This window comes from Pseudomonas sp. ok272, from assembly GCF_900109995.1.
In the GTDB taxonomy this organism is placed as follows: domain Bacteria; phylum Pseudomonadota; class Gammaproteobacteria; order Pseudomonadales; family Pseudomonadaceae; genus Aquipseudomonas.
Window position 1 is genome coordinate 245,028 of record NZ_FOCB01000004.1, and the last position, 20,069, is coordinate 265,096.

The 20,069-nt window shown below is 61.6% G+C and carries 20 protein-coding genes; all 20 read right to left on the reverse strand.

Annotated elements, in window-relative coordinates; all coding sequences use genetic code 11:
- Positions 1-7 precede the first annotated feature (7 nt).
- The 20 genes from BMW74_RS09050 to BMW74_RS09145 all read right to left on the reverse strand — a co-directional run bounded on the left by BMW74_RS09050 (position 8) and on the right by BMW74_RS09145 (position 20,067).
- Positions 8-748 (reverse strand): flagellar motor protein, encoded by a 741-nt coding sequence (locus tag BMW74_RS09050; protein ID WP_093417025.1) that lies wholly within the window; start codon positions 746-748, stop codon positions 8-10.
- Complete coding sequence (locus BMW74_RS09055; RefSeq protein WP_093417028.1) at positions 748-1,872, reverse strand: protein-glutamate methylesterase/protein-glutamine glutaminase; 1,125 nt, start codon at positions 1,870-1,872, stop codon at positions 748-750. Before BMW74_RS09055 ends, BMW74_RS09050 begins: the two co-directional genes overlap by 1 nt.
- A gap of 50 nt (positions 1,873-1,922) precedes the next feature.
- Complete coding sequence (locus BMW74_RS09060) at positions 1,923-4,124, reverse strand: chemotaxis protein CheA (RefSeq protein WP_093417031.1); 2,202 nt, start codon at positions 4,122-4,124, stop codon at positions 1,923-1,925.
- A gap of 28 nt (positions 4,125-4,152) precedes the next feature.
- Positions 4,153-4,941, reverse strand: coding sequence for a protein phosphatase CheZ (locus BMW74_RS09065; RefSeq protein ID WP_093417034.1), 789 nt, complete (start codon positions 4,939-4,941; stop codon positions 4,153-4,155).
- A 30-nt stretch (positions 4,942-4,971) separates the two neighbouring features.
- Positions 4,972-5,343, reverse strand: coding sequence for a chemotaxis response regulator CheY (locus BMW74_RS09070; protein WP_024012118.1), 372 nt, complete (start codon positions 5,341-5,343; stop codon positions 4,972-4,974).
- Between the two features lie 165 nt (positions 5,344-5,508).
- A complete protein-coding gene (fliA, locus tag BMW74_RS09075) occupies positions 5,509-6,249 on the reverse strand; it encodes an RNA polymerase sigma factor FliA (RefSeq protein WP_007894214.1) in 741 nt (246 codons plus the stop codon).
- Positions 6,246-7,076 (reverse strand): flagellar synthesis regulator FleN, encoded by an 831-nt coding sequence (fleN, locus tag BMW74_RS09080; RefSeq protein WP_093417037.1) that lies wholly within the window; start codon positions 7,074-7,076, stop codon positions 6,246-6,248. The genes fliA and fleN overlap by 4 nt, the downstream gene beginning before the upstream one ends.
- Before the next feature lie 114 nt (positions 7,077-7,190).
- Entirely contained in the window at positions 7,191-8,522 is a 1,332-nt protein-coding gene (gene flhF / locus BMW74_RS09085) for a flagellar biosynthesis GTPase FlhF (RefSeq protein WP_093417041.1), read from the reverse strand.
- A gap of 11 nt (positions 8,523-8,533) precedes the next feature.
- Entirely contained in the window at positions 8,534-10,663 is a 2,130-nt protein-coding gene (gene flhA / locus BMW74_RS09090) for a flagellar biosynthesis protein FlhA (RefSeq protein ID WP_093417045.1), read from the reverse strand.
- A 221-nt stretch (positions 10,664-10,884) separates the two neighbouring features.
- The gene (gene flhB, locus BMW74_RS09095; protein WP_093417050.1) at positions 10,885-12,024 is read right to left on the reverse strand and encodes a flagellar biosynthesis protein FlhB; all 1,140 of its coding nucleotides are present in this window, start codon (positions 12,022-12,024) and stop codon (positions 10,885-10,887) included.
- A 3-nt stretch (positions 12,025-12,027) separates the two neighbouring features.
- Positions 12,028-12,810 (reverse strand): flagellar biosynthetic protein FliR, encoded by a 783-nt coding sequence (gene fliR, locus BMW74_RS09100; protein ID WP_093417055.1) that lies wholly within the window; start codon positions 12,808-12,810, stop codon positions 12,028-12,030.
- Between the two features lie 3 nt (positions 12,811-12,813).
- Positions 12,814-13,083 carry a flagellar biosynthesis protein FliQ gene (fliQ, locus tag BMW74_RS09105; protein ID WP_093417060.1) on the reverse strand — a complete coding sequence of 90 codons (270 nt, stop codon included), beginning with the start codon at positions 13,081-13,083 and terminating at the stop codon, positions 12,814-12,816.
- Positions 13,084-13,107: 24 nt separating this feature from the next.
- On the reverse strand, positions 13,108-13,857 hold the full coding sequence (fliP, locus tag BMW74_RS09110; RefSeq protein ID WP_093417065.1) for a flagellar type III secretion system pore protein FliP: 750 nt from the start codon (positions 13,855-13,857) through the stop codon (positions 13,108-13,110).
- On the reverse strand, positions 13,857-14,291 hold the full coding sequence (gene fliO, locus BMW74_RS09115) for a flagellar biosynthetic protein FliO (protein ID WP_093417070.1): 435 nt from the start codon (positions 14,289-14,291) through the stop codon (positions 13,857-13,859). The genes fliP and fliO overlap by 1 nt, the downstream gene beginning before the upstream one ends.
- Positions 14,292-14,753 carry a flagellar motor switch protein FliN gene (gene fliN, locus BMW74_RS09120; RefSeq protein ID WP_093417074.1) on the reverse strand — a complete coding sequence of 154 codons (462 nt, stop codon included), beginning with the start codon at positions 14,751-14,753 and terminating at the stop codon, positions 14,292-14,294.
- Between the two features lie 67 nt (positions 14,754-14,820).
- Positions 14,821-15,789, reverse strand: coding sequence for a flagellar motor switch protein FliM (fliM, locus tag BMW74_RS09125; RefSeq protein WP_093417080.1), 969 nt, complete (start codon positions 15,787-15,789; stop codon positions 14,821-14,823).
- Positions 15,790-15,798: 9 nt separating this feature from the next.
- On the reverse strand, positions 15,799-16,299 hold the full coding sequence (gene fliL, locus BMW74_RS09130) for a flagellar basal body-associated protein FliL (protein WP_093417084.1): 501 nt from the start codon (positions 16,297-16,299) through the stop codon (positions 15,799-15,801).
- Between the two features lie 223 nt (positions 16,300-16,522).
- Positions 16,523-17,878, reverse strand: a complete 1,356-nt coding sequence (locus BMW74_RS09135) for a flagellar hook-length control protein FliK (protein ID WP_093417089.1) — start codon at positions 17,876-17,878, stop codon at positions 16,523-16,525.
- A gap of 106 nt (positions 17,879-17,984) precedes the next feature.
- Positions 17,985-18,329 (reverse strand): Hpt domain-containing protein, encoded by a 345-nt coding sequence (locus tag BMW74_RS09140; protein ID WP_093417092.1) that lies wholly within the window; start codon positions 18,327-18,329, stop codon positions 17,985-17,987.
- A 31-nt stretch (positions 18,330-18,360) separates the two neighbouring features.
- Positions 18,361-20,067, reverse strand: coding sequence for a fused response regulator/phosphatase (locus tag BMW74_RS09145; protein ID WP_093417095.1), 1,707 nt, complete (start codon positions 20,065-20,067; stop codon positions 18,361-18,363).
- Between the last annotated feature and the right edge of the window lie 2 nt (positions 20,068-20,069).

The window sequence follows — 20,069 nt, forward strand, 5'->3', positions numbered from 1 at the left end:
TAGTCCCTTATTCCATGAAGCCCTGAAGCTTCAACTCGATGGAGCGTGGGTTTTCACCTTCGGCGATCGACAAAATACCTTCCAGCAACATTTCTCGATAACGCGACTGGCGCAAGGCTATGGATTTGAGTTTGCTGGCAACCGGCAGCAGTAACAGGTTGGCACTGGCCACGCCGTAGATCGTCGCGACGAAGGCCACGGCGATACCACTGCCCAGTTGCGAGGGATCACCCAGGTTGCCCATCACGTGGATCAAGCCCATTACCGCGCCGATGATGCCGATGGTCGGCGCGTAGCCGCCCATGCTTTCAAACACCTTGGCCGCCTCGATGTCGCGACTTTCCTGGGTGTAGAAGTCCACTTCCAGGATGCTGCGGATCGCTTCCGGCTCGGCGCCATCGACCAGTAACTGCAGGCCCTTGCGCGAATAGCTGTCAGGTTCGGTGTCGGCCACGCCTTCGAGGCCCAGCAGGCCTTCCTTGCGCGCCGTGAGGCTCCAATTGACCACGCGGTCGATGCCACCAGCCAAGTCGATGCGCGGCGGAAACAGGATCCACACCAGAATCTGCATGGCGCGCTTGAAGGCACTCATGGGCGACTGCAACAGCGCCGCGCCAACGGTCCCCCCCAGCACGATCAAGGCCGCCGGGCCGTTGGCCAGGGCACCCAGGTGCCCGCCTTCGAGGTAGTTGCCACCGATGATGGCGACAAACGCCATGATGATGCCGATCAGGCTTAGAACGTCCATCAGATGCACGCCCCGACCAGGTGTTTGCCGATCTCGTCGAGATCGTAGATCGCGTCCGCCAGGTTGGCTTTGACGATGGCCATGGGCATGCCGTAGATCACGCAACTGGCCTCATCCTGGGCCCAGATCGAGCTGCCACTCTGCTTGAGCAGACGCGCGCCTTCACGACCGTCGGCGCCCATGCCGGTGAGGACCACCGCCAGAACTTTGTCACCGTAGGACTTGGCCGCCGAACCGAAGGTGATATCCACACACGGCTTGTAGTTCAAACGCTCGTCGCCGGGGAGGATTCTCACCGCGCCCCGACCGTCGATCATCATTTGCTTGCCACCCGGCGCCAGCAACGCCAGGCCCGGACGCAAGATGTCACCGTCCTCGGCTTCCTTGACGCTGATGCGGCAGAGCTTGTCCAAACGCTCGGCGAACGCCTTGGTGAAGGCGGCCGGCATGTGCTGGACCAGTACGATGGGGGCGGGAAAATTGCTCGGTAATTGTGTCAGTACACGCTGCAAGGCAACCGGACCGCCGGTGGACGTACCGATGGCCACCAACTTGTAGGATTTACGCTTGGGTGCCGGCGACGACGGGCTGGCCGCTGGTGTGCGCACAGGCGCAGCAACAGGCGCCGGGCGTGCCGGGGCCGGGCTGGCGAAACTGCTGGCGCTGGTCGCGGCTGGCGCGGGTGCTGCTACCGGGGCCGGGGCACTGTAGGTGCTCAGGCGACGGTTACTGCGCGAGATACTGTGGACCTTCTCGCACAGCAGTTGCTTGACCTTCTCGGGGTTGCGCGAGATGTCTTCGAAATTCTTCGGCAGGAAATCCACCGCGCCAGCGTCCAGCGCATCGAGGGTGACTCGAGCGCCTTCGTGGGTCAGCGAGGAAAACATCAATACCGGGGTCGGACAGCGCTGCATGATGTGCCGCACCGCCGTGATGCCATCCATCATCGGCATCTCGTAGTCCATGGTGATCACGTCCGGCTTGAGGGCCAGGGCCTGATCGATCGCCTCTTTACCGTTGGTGGCCGTACCGACCACCTGGATATTCGGGTCCGCCGAAAGAATTTCCGAGACGCGGCGGCGGAAAAAACCAGAATCATCCACCACCAGGACTTTGACTGCCATAAACACTCCGTTAGATGCAGCGCGGCGACAGTCGCCGCGCTGCATCAAAATCAAATACGCCGTGCGGCGTAACGCTTGAGCATGCTCGGTACATCGAGAATCAAGGCGATGCGACCGTCACCGGTAATGGTGGCGCCCGACATGCCCGGGGTTCCCTGGAGCATCTTGCCCAATGGCTTGATGACCACTTCTTCCTGGCCCACCAGTTGGTCGACGACAAAGCCGATCCGCTGCGTGCCCACCGAAAGGATCACCACATGGCCCTCACGCTGCTCTTCATGAGCGGCAGAGCGGACCAGCCAGCGCTTGAGGTAGAACAATGGCAACGCCTTGTCCCGCACGATGACGACTTCCTGGCCGTCGACCACATTGGTGCGCGACAGGTCGAGGTGGAAGATCTCGTTGACGTTGACCAGCGGGAACGCGAACGCCTGGTTGCCCAGCATGACCATCAGGGTCGGCATGATCGCCAGGGTCAGCGGCACCTTGATCACGATCTTCGAACCCTGGCCCTTGGTCGAATAGATGTTGATCGAGCCGTTGAGCTGGGAAATCTTGGTCTTGACCACGTCCATGCCCACGCCGCGCCCGGACACGTCGGAGATCTCGGTCTTGGTCGAGAACCCCGGGGCAAAGATCAGGTTGTAGCACTCGCTGTCGCTCAGGCGGTCGGCGGCGTCCTTGTCCATCACTCCGCGCTTCACTGCGATGGCGCGCAGCACGTTCGAATCCATGCCCTTGCCGTCATCGGAGATCGACAGCAGGATGTGGTCGCCTTCCTGCTCGGCGGCCAACACCACCTTGCCGCCCCGGGACTTGCCCGAGGCCTCGCGCTCTTCCGGCGACTCGATACCGTGGTCGACGGCGTTGCGCACCAAGTGGACCAACGGGTCGGCCAGGGCCTCGACGAGGTTCTTGTCGAGGTCGGTTTCTTCGCCGACCAGTTCCAGGTTGATCTCTTTCTTGAGCTGGCGAGCCAGGTCGCGAACCAGACGCGGGAATCGGCCGAAGACTTTCTTGATCGGTTGCATGCGGGTCTTCATCACCGCGGTTTGCAGGTCGGCCGTCACCACGTCGAGGTTCGACACGGCCTTGGACATGGCTTCATCGCCGCTATTGAGGCCCAGGCGCACCAAGCGATTACGCACCAGTACCAGTTCGCCCACCATGTTCATGATTTCATCAAGGCGCGCAGTGTCCACGCGCACAGTGGTCTCGGCTTCGCTGGCCGGCTTTTCCGCAGCGGGCGCAGCGGCACGCGCCGGGGCTGGGGCTGGGGCGGCCCGAGGCGCCTCGACCTTGGCCACGGCCTTGGGTGGAGCAGCCGCCACTGGCGCTGCTGTCGCGGTACCGGATGAGGCGGTGCCCGGAGTCTGGAACTTGCCCTTGCCGTGCAGTTCGTCGAGCAGCGATTCGAATTCGTGATCGGAAATCAGCTCGCCGCCCGCCGCCACCGCGCTCGGCGCAGCAGGTACCGGAACCGAGGCGATGGCCGACTCCAGCGCGTCGACGGCAAAGTTGCCCTTGCCATGAAGTTGGTCGAGCAACGCTTCAAATTCGTCGTCGGTAATATCGGTGCTGGCCGGCGCTTGTGCCGGGGCAACGGGTTCGGACGGCACTGCGAGGGCATCGACAGCGAACTGGCCTTTACCGTGCAGTTGGTCAAGCAACGACTCGAACTCGGCATCGGTGATGTCATCACCCGCGGCCGCTGGCGCCTGGGCCACCGGCGCTTCGGCCTGCGCCTTGACGGCATTGAGCGAGTCCAGCAGCAGTTCAAATTCGTTGTCGGTGATGTCACCCGAGTCGACGACCTCAGGCTCGGCCGCTGCTTCGACGATTGGCGCCACAGCCTCCGCCGCTTGCGGTTCCGCCAGGCGCGCCAATGCCGCCAATAGCTCGGGGGTCGCAGCCGTGACCGGTGCCCGCTCCCGGACTTCGCCAAACATGCCATTGACGGCGTCCAGCGCTTCGAGCACCACGTCCATCAACTCCGAATCGACGCGACGTTCACCCTTGCGCAGGATGTCGAACACGTTCTCGGCGATGTGACAGCACTCCACCAACTCGTTGAGTTGGAGGAAGCCGGCGCCCCCTTTTACAGTGTGAAAACCGCGAAAAATTGCATTGAGCAGGTCCGCATCATCCGGTCGGCTTTCCAGCTCGACCAACTGCTCGGACAGTTGCTCTAGAATCTCGCCGGCCTCAACCAGGAAATCCTGAAGGATCTCTTCATCGGCGCCGAAGCTCATGAATGGGTGCTCCTAAATAGGGCTGAACCTAGAAACCTAGGCTGGAAAGCAAATCGTCCACGTCATCCTGACCGGACATCACGTCATCACGTTTATCGGCATGAATCTGTGGACCTTCACCCTGCGCCAGATGTTTTTTCGGATCTTTTTCAGCGAGGATCGATTCGCGGTCATGTTCGATGCCCGCGAAGCGGTCGACCTGGCTGGCCATCAACACGAGTTTGAGCAGGTTGCTCTCGACTTCGGTGACCAGTTGAGTCACACGCTTGATCACCTGGCCGGTGAGGTCCTGGTAGTCCTGGGCCAACAGAATATCGTTGAGATTGCCCGCAACGACCTGGGTCTGCTCGGCGCTGCGCGCCAGGAAACCGTCGACACGCCGGGCCAGTTCACGGAACTCTTCGGCCCCCACTTCACGCCGCATGAAGCGGCCCCAGTCGGCGCTCAACGCCTGGGCGTCAGTGCTCAGGCCGTTGACCAGCGGTGTGCTGTTCTCGACCAGGTCCATGGTCCGGTTGGCCGCCGCCTCGGTCAGCTTGACCACATACGACAGGCGCTCAGTGGCATCGGTGATCTGCGAGACTTCCTCGGCTTGAGGCATGTGCGGGTCAATCTGAAAGTTGACGATCGCACTGTGCAACTCGCGAGTCAGCTTGCCGACTTCCTGGTACAGGCCGCGGTCACGGGTCTGATTGAGCTCATGGATCAGTTGCACGGCGTCGCCGAACCGGCCTTTCTCAAGGCTTTTGACCAATTCGACCGCATGTTTTTTCAGGGTCGATTCAAAATCAGCCTGTGATGTTTCTCGTTGCTCCATAGCTCCCCCGTGGCGCAGTGGCTGCGCGCATCAGCCGATGCGTTCGAAGATTTTCTCGATCTTGTCTTTCAACGCCTGGGCTGTGAAAGGCTTGACCACATAGCCGTTTACACCGGCTTGAGCGGCCTCGATGATCTGCTCACGCTTGGCTTCGGCGGTGACCATCAACACCGGCAGGTGCTTGAGTTTTTCATCGGCACGCACGTGGCGCAGCAGGTCGATACCGGTCATGCCCGGCATGTTCCAGTCCGTTACCAGAAAGTCGATGCTGCCGCTGTTGAGCACAGGGATGGCGGTAGTGCCGTCGTCTGCCTCGACCGTGTTGGTGAACCCGAGGTCACGCAACAGGTTTTTAATGATCCGCCGCATCGTTGAGAAGTCATCAACGATGAGGATTTTCATGTTCTTGTCCAATTCGACCTCCAAGCAGTCTTAAACGCGCCCAGCACCTGGACACGCCATTCAATCAATTCGGCAGAGCACTCAACGACGGTTTGGAGCACAACGAATGAGCACCGGTGCAGCCTTCGCGGCACGGGTGTCGTACGCAGTGTCCCCACACTGCTGTCAGCGCGCTCGCCACTCCCCCAAACGCCCCCGCAAACGGGCTGCGCACTGGCTGTGTAACTGGCTGACCCGCGATTCGCTGACCCCCAGGACCTCACCGATTTCCTTGAGGTTCAGCTCTTCGTCGTAGTACAGCGCCAACACCAGTCGCTCACGCTCCGGCAAATTGGCAATCGCGTCCGCCAACGCAGCCTGGAAGCGCTCGTCTTCCAGGTCACGCGACGGCTCAAGATGAGCACTCGCGCCATCCTCGTGCAGCCCTTCGTGTTCGCCGTCCTGCAACAGGTCGTCGAAACTGAACAGGCGACTGCCCAAGGTGTCGTTCAAAATCCCGTAATAATCGTCGAGACTCAATTGGAGTTCGGCCGCAACCTCGTGATCTTTAGCGTCACGTCCGGTTTTAGCTTCAATTGAGCGAATAGCGTCACTGACCATCCGCGTATTGCGATGGACCGAGCGTGGCGCCCAGTCCCCTTTGCGAACCTCATCGAGCATCGCGCCGCGGATACGAATCCCGGCGTACGTCTCGAAACTGGCCCCCTTGCTCGCGTCATACTTGGTCGACACTTCAAGCAGGCCAATCATCCCCGCCTGGATCAGGTCTTCGACCTGCACGCTGGCCGGTAGACGCGCCAGCAGGTGGTAAGCAATGCGTTTTACCAGCGGCGCGTAACGCTCGATCAGCTCGTACTGCGCGTCACGCGCCGACTTCTTGTACAGGTTGTAGCCGCTGGCTGTCATAGCACGGGACCCGCCGTCTGTTGCACCAGGCGCTCGACGAAAAACTCCAGGTGCCCACGCGGGTTAGCCGGCAGTGGCCAGGTATCGACCTTCTGCGCGATGGCCTTGAACGCCAGTGCGCATTTTGAACGGGGAAAGGCTTCATACACCGCGCGCTGCTTCTGTACCGCCTTGCGCACGCTTTCGTCGTACGGGACCGCGCCGACGTATTGCAAGGCAACATCCAGGAAACGATCGGTAACCTTGGTCAACTTGGCGAACAGGTTGCGCCCTTCCTGGGGACTTTGAGCCATGTTGGCCAGGACGCGGAAGCGATTCATCCCGTAGTCGCGGTTCAGCAACTTGATCAGCGCATAGGCGTCGGTGATGGACGTCGGCTCATCGCAGACGACCAGCAATACTTCCTGTGCCGCGCGCACGAAACTGACCACCGACTCACCGATACCGGCCGCCGTGTCGATCACCAACACATCCAGGTTGTCACCGATGTCGCTGAACGCCTGGATCAGGCCCGCGTGCTGGGCCGGACTCAGGTGCACCATGCTCTGAGTACCGGAAGCTGCCGGCACGATGCGAATACCGCCCGGCCCCTGCAGCAATACGTCGCGCAGTTCGCAGCGGCCCTCGATGACATCCGCCAGCGTACGCTTGGGCGTGAGCCCCAGCAGCACGTCAACGTTGGCCAATCCCAGGTCGGCGTCCAACAGCATGACGCGTCGGCCAAGCTCTGCCAGGGCCAGGGACAAATTCACTGACACGTTAGTCTTGCCGACGCCACCTTTGCCGCCGGTCACCGCGATCACCTGTACGGGATGCATGCTGCCCATGTGCTTTCTATACCTTGTCTTACTTAGACGCGGGCTACATGACTGGCTGCGCGTTCATTACCGAACAATGCATGGCAGGCCATCGATGTAGATACAAATCTAGTCATTAATACCTCAGCCAACCCGTTTGGATGGGCTGTGGTAGAGATCAGCGAACATGTCAGCCATGGCTTCTTCGCTGGGTTCTTCCTGCATCTGCACGCTCACGGCGCGGCTGACCAACTGGTGGCGGCGCGGCAGGTGCAAATCGTCTGGGATCCTCGGCCCATCCGTCAAATAGGCGACGGGGAGTTCGTGGCTGATGGCCAGGCTCAATACCTCACCCAGGCTCGCTGTTTCATCGAGTTTAGTCAGGATGCAGCCGGCCAGCCCACAACGCTTGTAACTATGGTACGCGGCACTCAGCACCTGCTTTTGACTGGTGGTCGCCAGTACCAGGTAATTCCTGGCCTTGATGCCGCGTCCAGCCAGGCTTTCGAGTTGCATACGCAAGGCCGGGTCGCTGGCCTGCAAGCCCGCGGTGTCGATCAACACCACGCGTTTGCGCAGCAATGGGTCGAGCGCCTGGGCCAGCGATTGGCCGGGATCAACGTGGGTCACCGAGACATTGAGGATACGCCCCAGGGTCTTGAGCTGCTCCTGGGCGCCGATGCGGTAGCTGTCCATGCTGACCAGGGCGATGTTCTGCGCGCCGTACTTGAGCACGTAGCGCGCGGCCAGCTTGGCCAGCGTGGTGGTCTTGCCCATGCCGGCCGGGCCGACCATGGCGATCACACCGCCCTCTTCGAGCGGCTCCAGCTCCGGGGTGACGATCATGCGCGCCAGGTGCGCGAGCAACATGCGCCAGGCCTGGCGGGGCTCTTCAATGTCGACGGTCAGTTCCAGCAGGTCACGGGACAACGGGCCTGACAGGCCGATGCGTTGCAGGCGGCGCCAAAGGTTGGCCTGCTGCGGGCGGCTGCCTTGCAGCTGGTTCCAGGCCAGCGAGCCGAGTTGCACTTCCAGCAGTTCACGCAGGCCATTGAGTTCCGAGCGCATCGAGTCATACGCACGCAGGTCGACGCTGGCGGCCACGCTCGGTGCTGGCGCAGGACGTGGCGGCTCGGACAGGGTCGGCTCGATCAACGGCTCGGCCGCCGTCAGCGGCAGGCCGGCAAACAGTTGTCGACTGGCGTTGCTGATGCTCACGCTATCGCCATCGCCCCGCAGGCTCAGCTCGGCCTGGGCAGTAACGATGCGCGACTGGGTCTTGCGCAGTTCGTCTTCGAGCTCGATGTTCGGCACCCGCGGTGCCAGCGCCGACAGCTTGTAGTCCAGCGCAGCCGTCAGTTCGACACCCCCGGCAATTCGGCGATTGCCAATAATGGCGGCGTCAGCACCCAGCTCATCACGAACCAGTTTCATGGCCTGACGCATATCGGCGGCGAAAAAACGCTTAACTTGCATAAACCACTACCTCAGCCGTTGGGCCCTACTGTCGCAACGATGGTCACTTGCTTGTTGTCAGGAATTTCCTGGTAAGCCAACACATGCAACCCCGGGACTGCCAGACGTCCGAACCGCGAGAGCATCGCGCGAACCGGACCTGCTACCAACAGAATCACCGGATGACCTTGCATCTCCTGACGCTGCGCCGCGTCGATCAACGAACGCTGCAGTTTCTCGGCCATGCTTGGCTCCAGCAAGACGCCCTCATCGGCCCCTTGCCCTGCCTTCTGCAGACTATTGAGCAATATCTGTTCCAACCTTGGCTCCAAGGTGATCACAGGCAGCTCAGACTCAGTACCTACAATGCTTTGCACGATTGCGCGAGACAAGCCGACGCGCACCGCCGCCACCAGCGCGGCAGTATCTTGACTCTTGGAGGCGTTGTTCGCGATGGCTTCGGCGATGCTGCGAATATCGCGTACCGGCACCTGCTCGGCCAGCAGCGCCTGCAACACCTTGAGCAACTGCGACAGCGACAACACCCCTGGGACCAACTCTTCAGCCAGCTTGGGCGAGCTTTTGGCCAGCAATTGCATGAGTTGCTGGACTTCTTCGTGACCGAGCAGCTCGCTGGAGTGTTTGTACAGAATCTGGTTGAGGTGCGTCGCCACCACGGTACTGGCGTCGACCACGGTATAGCCCAGCGACTGTGCCTGGGAGCGCTGACTGACTTCGATCCACACCGCCTCCAGGCCAAAGGCCGGATCTTTGGCGGTTATGCCATTAAGCGTGCCGTATACCTGCCCCGGGTTGATCGCCAACTCGCGATCCGGGTAAATCTCCGCCTCAGCCAGGATCACCCCCATCAGGGTCAGGCGGTAGGCACTCGGCGCCAGGTCGAGGTTGTCGCGGATGTGCACGGTCGGCATCAGGAAGCCCAGGTCCTGGGACAGCTTCTTACGCACCCCCTTGATCCGCGCCAGCAACTGGCCACCCTGGTTGCGATCCACCAGCGGGATCAAGCGGTAGCCGACCTCCAGGCCGATCATGTCGATTGGCGTGACGTCGTCCCAACCCAGCTCCTTGGTTTCCATCGCGCGCGCTGGCGACGGCAACAGTTCCTGCTGGCGCTTGACCTCTTCCAGCGCCTGCACCTTGACGATGTTGTGCTTGCGCCAGAACAGGTAGGCACCACCCGCCGCCAATGCCGCCATGCTCAGGAACGCGAAGTGCGGCATGCCCGGCACCACGCCCATCACCGCCATCATCCCGGCCGCAACCGCCAAGGCCTTGGGCGAGGCGAACATCTGCCGACCGATCTGCTTGCCCATGTCTTCGGAGCCCGAAGCTCGGGTCACCATGATCGCGGCGGCGGTGGACAACAGCAGTGATGGCAATTGCGCCACCAAACCGTCACCGATGGTCAGCAGCGCGTAAACCCGGCCAGCATCACCGAAGGTCATCCCGTGCTGGAAGATACCGACCGCCATGCCGCCAATCAGGTTGATGAACAGAATCAACAGGCCGGCAATGGCATCACCGCGCACGAACTTGCTGGCACCGTCCATCGAACCGTAGAACTCGGCCTCCTGGGCCACTTCGCTACGGCGGGACTTGGCCTGGGCTTGATCGATCAGGCCGGCATTGAGGTCGGCGTCGATGGCCATCTGTTTGCCGGGCATCGCGTCGAGGGTGAAACGCGCGCTCACCTCGGAAATCCGCCCGGCGCCCTTGGTCACTACCACGAAGTTGATGATCATCAGAATCGCGAAGACCACGATACCGACCACGTAGTTACCGCCGATCACCACCTCGCCAAACGCCTGGATCACCTTGCCGGCGGCCGCGTGGCCGTCCTGGCCATGGAGCATCACCACCCGCGTGGAGGCTACGTTTAGCGCCAGCCGCAACAGGGTCGCCACCAGCAAAATGGTGGGGAACACCGCGAAGTCCAGCGGCCGCAGGGCGTACACGCAGACCAGCAGTACCACGATGGACAGGGCAATGTTGAAGGTAAAGAACACGTCGAGCAGGAACGGCGGGATCGGCAACATCATCATTGCCAACATCACCAGCAGCAACAGCGGCACCCCCAGGTTGCCCCGACTGAGGTCCGCCAGGTTATTGCGAGCGTTGTTGACTAACTGAGAGCGATCCACCGGTATTCCCCGTTCCTTTGAAGCAAAACTTTGACGCCTGAAGCGGGCGCAGAGCGGCTACTGCAAGAAGCTTTCCAACTTTTGCCGAGGCTGGGAATACAAGAAATTGGAAGGACGTGGATCGGTACACCCGCAGGAGACTGGTCGACTGGTGAGCGACCTCTGCGAGCAAGCTCGGCCCTACCATTTGGATCGATGTACACCGACTGGAAATGAGCCTATCAAGAGTCGCGGCGCAGTTCCGGCGGGATCGGCACCTCATCCTTGAACGGCTCCGGGCGCGTGCCCTTGCCGGCGCGGTACTGACGGATCTGGTAGACGTAGGCCAGGACCTGGGCCACCGCCAGGTACAGCCCGCCGGGGATTTCCTGCTCCAACTCGGTGGAGTAATAGATCGCCCGGGCCAGGCCGGGCGATTCGAGCAGGAGGATGTCGTTGGCCACGGCGATTTCGCGGATCTTCAAGGCCGTAAAATCGCTGCCCTTGGCCAGCAGCATCGGCGCCCCCCCATTGTCCGGATCGTACTTGAGGGCCACGGCGTAGTGGGTCGGGTTGGTGATGACCACGTCGGCGTCGGGAACGGCCGCCATCATCCGTCGCTGGGACATCTCCCGCTGTAGCTGGCGTATGCGCTGCTTGACCTCGGGCCGACCCTCCTGGTCCTTGTGTTCGTCGCGCACTTCCTGCTTGGTCATCAACAGCTTTTTATGGCTCTGGTAGAGCTGCACCGGCACGTCGACGGCCGCGATCAGGATCAACCCGCAGGCCACCCACAAGGCACTCCAACCCACCAACTGCACACTGTGGATGATCGCCTGCTCCAGCGGCTCGTGGGCGATGCGCAGCAGATCGTCAATGTCCGCCTTGAGCACCGTCAGCGCCACAAACAGAATCAGCAGGAACTTGGCCAATGCCTTGAGCAGCTCGATGAGAGCGGTCGAGGAGAACATGCGCTTGAGGCCACTGGCCGGGCTCATGCGGCTGAACTTGGGCGCCAGGCTGCCCGCTGCGAACAGCCACCCACCCAGGGAGATGGGGCCGATGACCGCCGCCAGCAGCAAGGTGATCAGCACTGGCTGCACCGCGATGATCGCGATCTTGCCCGAGTGCAGCAGGTACAACCCCATGGCCCCGGGACTGAGCAGCACCTCGCGCGGCAGGCTGAAGTTCAGGCGCATGATTTCCATCAGGTCCTGCGCCAGGCCGGCGCCATAGACCAACAGCGCGCCGGCACCTGCCAGCATCACCGCCAGGGTATTGAGTTCCTTGGACCGGGCAATCTCGCCCTTCTCCCGGGCGTCCTTTTTCTTTTTGTCCGTGGGGTCTTCTGTCTTGTCCTGACCGCTATCGCTCTCGGCCATGGCTTAGCGCGCCTGTGCCATATCGCGTAGCAACTGCAAAGCCTCGGTGGCCAGCGGTTGATACTGATTGAGGACATCGCCCAGGCCAACCCAGAAAATCACCAAGCCCAGAACCAACGTCAGTGGGAAGCCGATGGAGAAGATGTTCAACTGCGGCGCCGCGCGCGTCATCACGCCGAAGGCCACGTTGACCACCAGCAACGCCGTGATTGCAGGCAACACCAGCAACAACGCCGATCCCAGCACCCAGCCCAATTTGTTGGCAACTTCCCAGAAGTGGTTGGTCAACATTGCGGTGCCCACCGGCAAGGTGGTGAAGCTTTCGGTGAGTACCTCGAACACCACCAGGTGGCCGTTCATCCCCAGGAACACCAGCGTGACCAGCATCGTCAGGAACTGCCCGATGGTTGCCGTGGACACACCGTTGGCGGGATCGACCGTGGACGCGAAGCCCATGCCCATCTGGATCGAGACAATCTGCCCCGCCACCACGAAGGCCTGGAAGAACAACTGCAAGGAAAACCCCATCAGCCCACCGATGAGGATCTGCTCGGCAATCAGTAGCAAACTACTGAGGTCCAGGGCATTGACCGGCGGCATCGGCGGCAGGCTGGGCATGATCACCACGGTGATCGCCAGGGCGAAGTACAGGCGAATGCGCTTGGGCACCAGGCTGGTACCGAAGATCGGCATGGTCATCAGCACGGCAAGAACCCGAAACATCGGCAGCACGAAGCTGGCCACCCAGGTACTGATCTGCGTGTCGGTCAGCGCCAGCAACGACATGGCTTAGCCGATCAACTGCGGAATACTGCCGTACAAACGCAGGATGTATTCCATGAAGGTTTGTACCAGCCAGGGGCCGGCCACGATCAGGGTGACCAGCATCACCAGCAGGCGCGGGAGAAAGCTCAGGGTTTGTTCGTTGATCTGGGTGGCCGCCTGGAACATCGCCACCAGCAGGCCCACCAACAAGCTCGGCACCACCAGGACGGCGACCATCAGGGTGGTCAGCCACAGCGCTTCACGGAACAGGTCTACCGCTACTTCAGGCGTCATATCGCGCTACTCGCTCGTGCTGGACTAAACGCCACCAAAACTGCCCGCCAACGTACCGATGATCAACGCCCAGCCATCCACCAGCACGAACAACATGATCTTGAACGGCAGGGAAATGATCAGTGGCGAGAGCATCATCATGCCCATGGCCATCAGCACACTGGCCACCACCAGGTCGATGATCAGGAACGGGATGAAGATCATGAAGCCGATCTGGAACGCGGTCTTGAGCTCCGAGGTGACGAAGGCTGGCACCAGGATGGTCAGCGGCGCCTGATCCGGCGTGGCGATGTCAGTGCGCTTGGACAGGCGCATGAACAGCTCAAGGTCGCTGCTGCGGGTCTGCGCCAGCATGAAGTCCTTGATCGGCACCTGGGCCTTGGCGACCGCGTCCTGGGCGGTCATTTTCTCGGCCAGGTAGGGCTGCAAGGCATCCTGGTTCACCCGGTCGAACACCGGCGCCATGATGAACATCGTCAGGAACAGCGCCATGCCCGTGAGTATCTGGTTCGACGGCGTCTGCTGCAGGCCCAGGGCCTGGCGCAGGATCGAGAACACGATGATGATCCGGGTAAAGCTGGTCATCAGCATGACGAACGCCGGGATGAAACTCAGCGCGGTCATGATCAGCAGAATCTGCAGGCTGACCGAGTATTCCTGCGCGCCATCGGCGTTGGTGCCCAGGGTGATCGCTGGAATCGACAGCGGGTCGGCCGCGAACGCCAGCGGGGCAGCCAGCATCAAGACCAGCGTCAGGAGGATGCGCAAGGGCATTACTTCTTATCCTTCTCTTTACCCAGCAACTCCATCAGGCGCTGGGCAAACTCGGGGGTGGCCTGCTCGGTGCTCGGCACCGACACGGGCTCCTTGAGCACATGCAGCGCAGTGATCGTGCCGGGAGTCAGGCCCAGCAGGATCTGCTCGCTGCCGACTTGCACCAACACCAGGCGATCACGCGGGCCGAGGGCTCGGGAGCCAATCATTTCGATCACCTGCCCTTTTGCGCCAGGCCCAGCCTGCTGCACCCGGCGCAACAACCAGGCGAGGAAGAAGATCAACCCCAGCACCAGCAACAGCCCCAGCACCAACTGGGTCAATTGCCCGGCCACGCCACTGCCGGCCGCCGCCGGCGTGGCCACGGTCGCTACCGGTTCGGCGGCCATGACGCTAAGGGGTAAAACCAGCAACATCGCGAGTAGCTTGTTCACTTAGCGCAGCTTCTTGATACGTTCGCTTGGACTGATCACGTCCGTCAGGCGGATGCCGAACTTCTCGTTGACCACCACCACTTCACCGTGGGCAATCAGGGTGCCGTTGACCAGCACGTCCAGCGGCTCACCGGCCAGGCGGTCGAGTTCGATCACCGAGCCCTGGTTGAGTTGCAGCAGGTTGCGGATGTTGATGTCGGTGCTGCCCACTTCCATGGAGATCGACACCGGGATATCGAGGATCACGTCCAGGTTGGGACCATCAAGGGTCACCGGCTCGTTGCTTTTGATCGGCGAGCTACCAAACTCTTCCATCGGCAAGCGATTGGAGCCTGCGCCGGCCATGTCGGCTGCCAGCAGCGCGTCGATGTCGTCTTGCGAGGCATCACCGGTCTCTTCCAGGGCCGCAGCCCATTCATCGGCCAAAGCCTGGTCGTCCTGGGTATTCATGTCGTTAGCCATCCTGTGTCCTCGGCGGGCAACCCATCAGAGGGCGCCGTCAGTTAAAAGCGAATTAGGGCAAGCGCTGTCAACGGCGCTCGATCGGTTCGATCACCTGCAACGCGAGGTTGCCTTTGTGCGAGCCCATCTTGACCTTGAAGGCCGGCACGCCGTTGGCGCGCATGATCATCTCTTCCGGCATTTCCACCGGAATCACGTCCCCCGGCTGCATGTGCAAGATGTCGCGCAGGCGCAACTGGCGACGGGCGACCGTGGCACTGAGCGGTACGTCAACGTCCATCACGTCCTGGCGCAAGGCGTTGACCCAGCGCTCGTCCTGGTCGTCGAGGTCGGACTGGAAGCCGGCGTCGAGCATTTCGCGAACCGGCTCGATCATCGAGTACGGCATGGTCACGTGCAGATCGCCACCGCCGCCATCGAGTTCAATATGGAAGGTGGACACCACCACCGCCTCGCTCGGGCCGACGATGTTGGCCATGGCCGGGTTCACTTCCGAGTTGATGTACTCGAAATTGACTTCCATGATCGCCTGCCAGGCCTCCTTCAAGTCGATGAAGGCCTGCTCCAGCACCATGCGCACAACGCGCAATTCGGTGGGCGTGAACTCACGGCCTTCGATCTTGGCGTGACGCCCGTCGCCGCCGAAGAAGTTATCCACCAGCTTGAACACCAGCTTGGCGTCGAGGATGAACAGCGCGGTACCGCGCAGCGGCTTGATCTTGACCAGGTTGAGGCTGGTGGGCACGTAGAGCGAGTGCACGTACTCACCGAACTTCATCACCTGCACGCCACCCACCGCCACATCCGCCGAACGGCGCAGCATGTTGAACATACTGATGCGGGTGTAGCGGGCGAAGCGTTCGTTGATCATTTCCAGGGTCGGCATGCGACCCCGCACGATCCGATCCTGACTGGTCAGGTCATAACTTTTGACGCTACCGGGTTCGGCAGCGTTGTCGGTCTGTACCAGACCATCGTCGACACCATGCAACAGCGCATCGATTTCATCCTGGGACAGCAGGTCCTGCACGGCCATGTCGTGTTCCTACTGCAGTACGAAATTAGTAAAGAGCAACTGCTCGACCACTACTTTGCCGACCTCTTTCTGCGCCACTTCCTGCACACTGGCAGTGGCTTTCTGACGCAGCATTTCCTGGCCGACCGGGGTCGCCAGGGTGTCGAAATCCTGTCCGGAAAACAGCATGACCAGGTTGTTGCGAATGACCGGCATGTGCACTTTCAAGGCATCCAGGTCAGCCTGGTTGCGCGCCTGCAGGGTAATACTCACCTGCATGTAGCGCTGACGGCCGTTCTGGTTGTAGTTGGCGACGAAGGCCGGCGCCAAGGGTTCGTAGATGGCTGCAAGCTTGACGTTGCCGGCCTCTTGCGGGGTAGACGCAGGCTTGCTCTGGGCGTTGTGCATGAAATACCAGGTCGCCCCTACGGACAAACCGATCGCCAGCAGCAATGCCGCCACGATCACCAGGATCAGCTTTATTTTGCCTTTTGCGGCCGGGTCTTTTACTGCTGCGTCGCTCTTCGCCATGCCAATAATCCGTCACTAATCGGGTTTTCACAGTCGCACGGCAAGGCAAGAGCAAGTGTTATGCCAGAAGTGTCGGGAAGGCCGAGAGTGACGAGCGAACTGAACGCAGATCGCTTGTGGGAGCGAGCCTGCCGGAGCGATGCACCGGCGAGACGACGGCGCGCCTCTTCACCGGCAAGCCGGTCTCGCGCCCACAGCGAATGTACTGCACAGAGGCGTTGAATCAGGCGTAGTAGTCGACCGCACTCGAACCAATGATGCTGGTGGCGCTGGCTGCCACTTCGGCCACGCTCGGCGCCTGCGGTTCATCGGCTGCCGAATCCAGGCGACCACCATTGGCCGAGGTGCGCGCACCCTGCCCTTGCCCTTGTTGCGCCTGATCCTGGGAGCCACGGGACTGGTCAGACACGTTGACGTCGACCTGGCCCATGCCCTGCTGGACGAACATCTCGCGCAAGCGGTGCATCTGGCCATCCAGCGCCTCCCGAACCCCGACGTGGGCGCTCATGAAGGTCACCTGGGTCTGCTGGTCCGGAATCATGTTGACGCGAATATCCAGGCGCCCCAGCTCAGCCGGCTGTAGCTGAATGTCGGCCGCCTTGAGGTTGGCGCTCGACAAGTACATGACCCGATTGACCACTTCCTCGGTCCAGCCGCTTTGATGCATGGCGATCGGCTGGTTGACCGGCAGCGCATTGGCCGTTTTCGGTGTGGCGGCCTGGGTCAGCGCGGCGAGGCGGTTGGCAAAGTCATCGACGCGGGTATCGCTGGTGGCCGACTTGAGGTCCTTGAGCCCGTCGTCAATCAGCCCGCTGAAGGCCTTCTCACCACCCTGGCTGGTGCTGTCCTTGCTGGCTTGCAGGTCGAGCATACCGGCCATGCCGGCGGTGAAGACCTGTGCAGACGTCGACTCGCTGTCAGCTTGATGCTGAGCCTGGGTCGGGGCGGTCTTGGGCTGGCTGGACGCCGACACGTGACCACTTTGCTCCATGGCCAGGCGCACTGCAGGCAGCGCATCCAACGGATCGGCCTCAGGATCGAACGCCGGATCAGTGGCGGCCGGCGGCGCCACAGCCACAGCCGCAGCCATAACAACCTCAGGGCCCGACTGCGCCGTTACGACGACCGGCGCAGTGGTTACGGTAGGCGACGCTGTCGGTTGAGCGATTTGTGCCAGTACCTGCATCGCCGGGTCGAGCGCCGGATCGACCGGTGGCGCATCGACCACTGGCGTCAAGCTATCGTCGGTGGTCGTGTCGCCAGTGGCCACGCCTTCTGCCGGCGCCGGCTTCTCGGCGGGCAAGGTTTTGCCGCTATCGGCAACCACCGGGGCGGAAGCGGCAGACGTGTCGCTGACGGCATCCTTTTTGGCGGGGCTGTCCGGGGCCTTGTCCCGGGCGGCCTTGGCCGGTACATCGGCCGACGCTTGAGGTTTTCCCTGAGCCTGATTGGCGAACACTTGGGCAAAGCCGGGCGCCTTGTCCCCAGTCGCCACAGGCGATACCGGGGCATTGGCCGCCTTGACCTGAGTCTGGGCCTGGGCGTTAGCCTGAAGCAGTGTGTTGGGGGAAAAGGGCATAGCTGTCTCCGCTGCGATGGGATCATCGATACAGTTGAGCCATTTGACTGCAAGGGGCGGGCCAGGTTTGTCTAATCGCCTGCGAGGACCGGTTGCGCCCACCCCCTCAACGATGAAAGCGCTGGCGTTCGGCCTGGTAGTGCGGCCGCACCCGCGCAAACTCGCAGTCAATCGCCCTGACCAGCTGCTTGAGGGTGGCCGGGCCGGTCTCCCTGGCTCGCTGCTCCAGCTCATGGCACAACTGGGCCAGGCGCACAGCCCCCATATTACTGCTGCTGCCCTTGAAGCTATGGGCCGTATCGATGAGCTGCGAGGCATCGCCCGCCTCGTGCAAGGCCTGCAAACGCTCTTCGGAGTCCTTGAGAAACGTGTCCAGCAGTGCCGGATACTCGTCCGCCATGAACTCTCGCAATGCGCTTAGAACGTTAAAATCTAGATGCTTTTCAATCACTTGTTCGCTCCATGATCAAGAATAGGCAGGATTATGCCTGAGCCTCCCAGGAAAACTCCACGCGAGCCCGACGGCCGTCATCGGACCAACTGGCGCCGCGACTCAATTGACGGATCAGGCTCACACCTCGCCCCGACAAGCGCCCACTGTCCGGCAGCCTGGCCATGACACGTTGCACGTCAAACCCCAAGCCGCTGTCCTCAACGTCTATGACCAGGTTGCCGCCGTCGCCCAAGGGCGACACCTGCAGATGCACCCGCAGGTAGCCCTCTTGCAGTTGTTCCAGCCGCTCGTTGCGTTGCTGATAATACTCGGCAAATCCCGAGGCGCTGCGCTTGATACTTGAATCCAGGCCCAACACCCCATGCTCCAGGGCATTGGAATACAACTCGACCAACACGCTATAGAGCGCCCCGCTCTGCGCCCGCAACCCATGCACCTCCAACAACAGTTGCAGCAGGTACGGCAATGGATTGAAGCGCTTGAGGGTGGCGGCGCGGAACTCGAAACTCACCGACCAGTCCAGTGGGCACGACTGGCCGCTGTCGGAGTACACCATGGCCGGCGGACTGATCTGCTCGGGTGCCAGCAGGCTAATCTCGACCAGGCTGACGTCATCACGCGCCTGGCCACGAAAATCGTCCAGCGCGTGCTCAATCTCTTCGAACAGACGATCAGGTGCGCGGTTGTCGGCAAACACCTGCTGCAAGCGCTCGACGCCGAACAACTGCTCATCGCCATCAGCGGTGTCGATCACCCCGTCGGACAACAGGAACACCCGATCCCCCACCGCCATGGGAAACATCTCGGTGCAGTCGTCAAACACTTCAGGGCTGAGCACGCCCAATGGTAGGTGCCGCGAGACCAGTGGCCTGTGCTTGCCACTGGCCATTTCATGCAGATAGCCGTCCGGCATCCCACCATTCCAGACCTCCACCGAACATCGCTGAAAACTCAAGGACAGCAGCGTCGCACAGCAGAACATATCCACCGGCAGGATGCGCTTGAGCTTGGCGTTCATTTCCCGCAGGGTTTCCGCCAGGCCGTAGCCCTTGGCCGTCATGCCGTAGAACACTTCCGCCAGGGGCATGGCACCCACCGCCGCCGGCAGGCCATGGCCGGTGAAGTCGCCGAGCAGGACATGCATGTCCCCGGCCGGGGTGAATGCGGCCAGCAGCAAGTCACCGTTGAACAGCGCGTAAGGCGACTGGGCGTAACGAATGTTTGGCGAGCTGAGGCAACCGGAATGGGCGATCTTGTCGAACACCGCCTTGGCCACCCGCTGTTCGTTGAGCAGGTACTCATGGTGCCGGGCAATCAGATCGCGTTGTTGCAGCACAGTGGCCTGCAACCGACGCAAGCGGTCCATGGCCTTGATCTTGGCCGCCAGGATCACTTGGTTGTAAGGCTTGGCCAGGAAGTCGTCGCCGCCCGCCTCCAGGCAACGCGCCAGGCCTTCGCTTTCGCTCATGGCGGTAAGGAAGATGATGGGCACCAGGGTTTCGCCCGCCAGCAGCTTGATCTGCCGCGCGGCTTCGAAGCCGTCCATCACCGGCATCATTGCGTCCATCAACACCAATTGCGGGAGTTGCTGGCGGTACATCTCGACCGCCTCCGCGCCGTTGGCGGCCGTCAACACCTCATGTCCCTGGCGGCGAACGATAGCCGACAGCAGCATGCGGTCGGCGGCACTGTCTTCAGCGATCAGCACCCGCAGCGATTCGGACGACGGCGCCATGA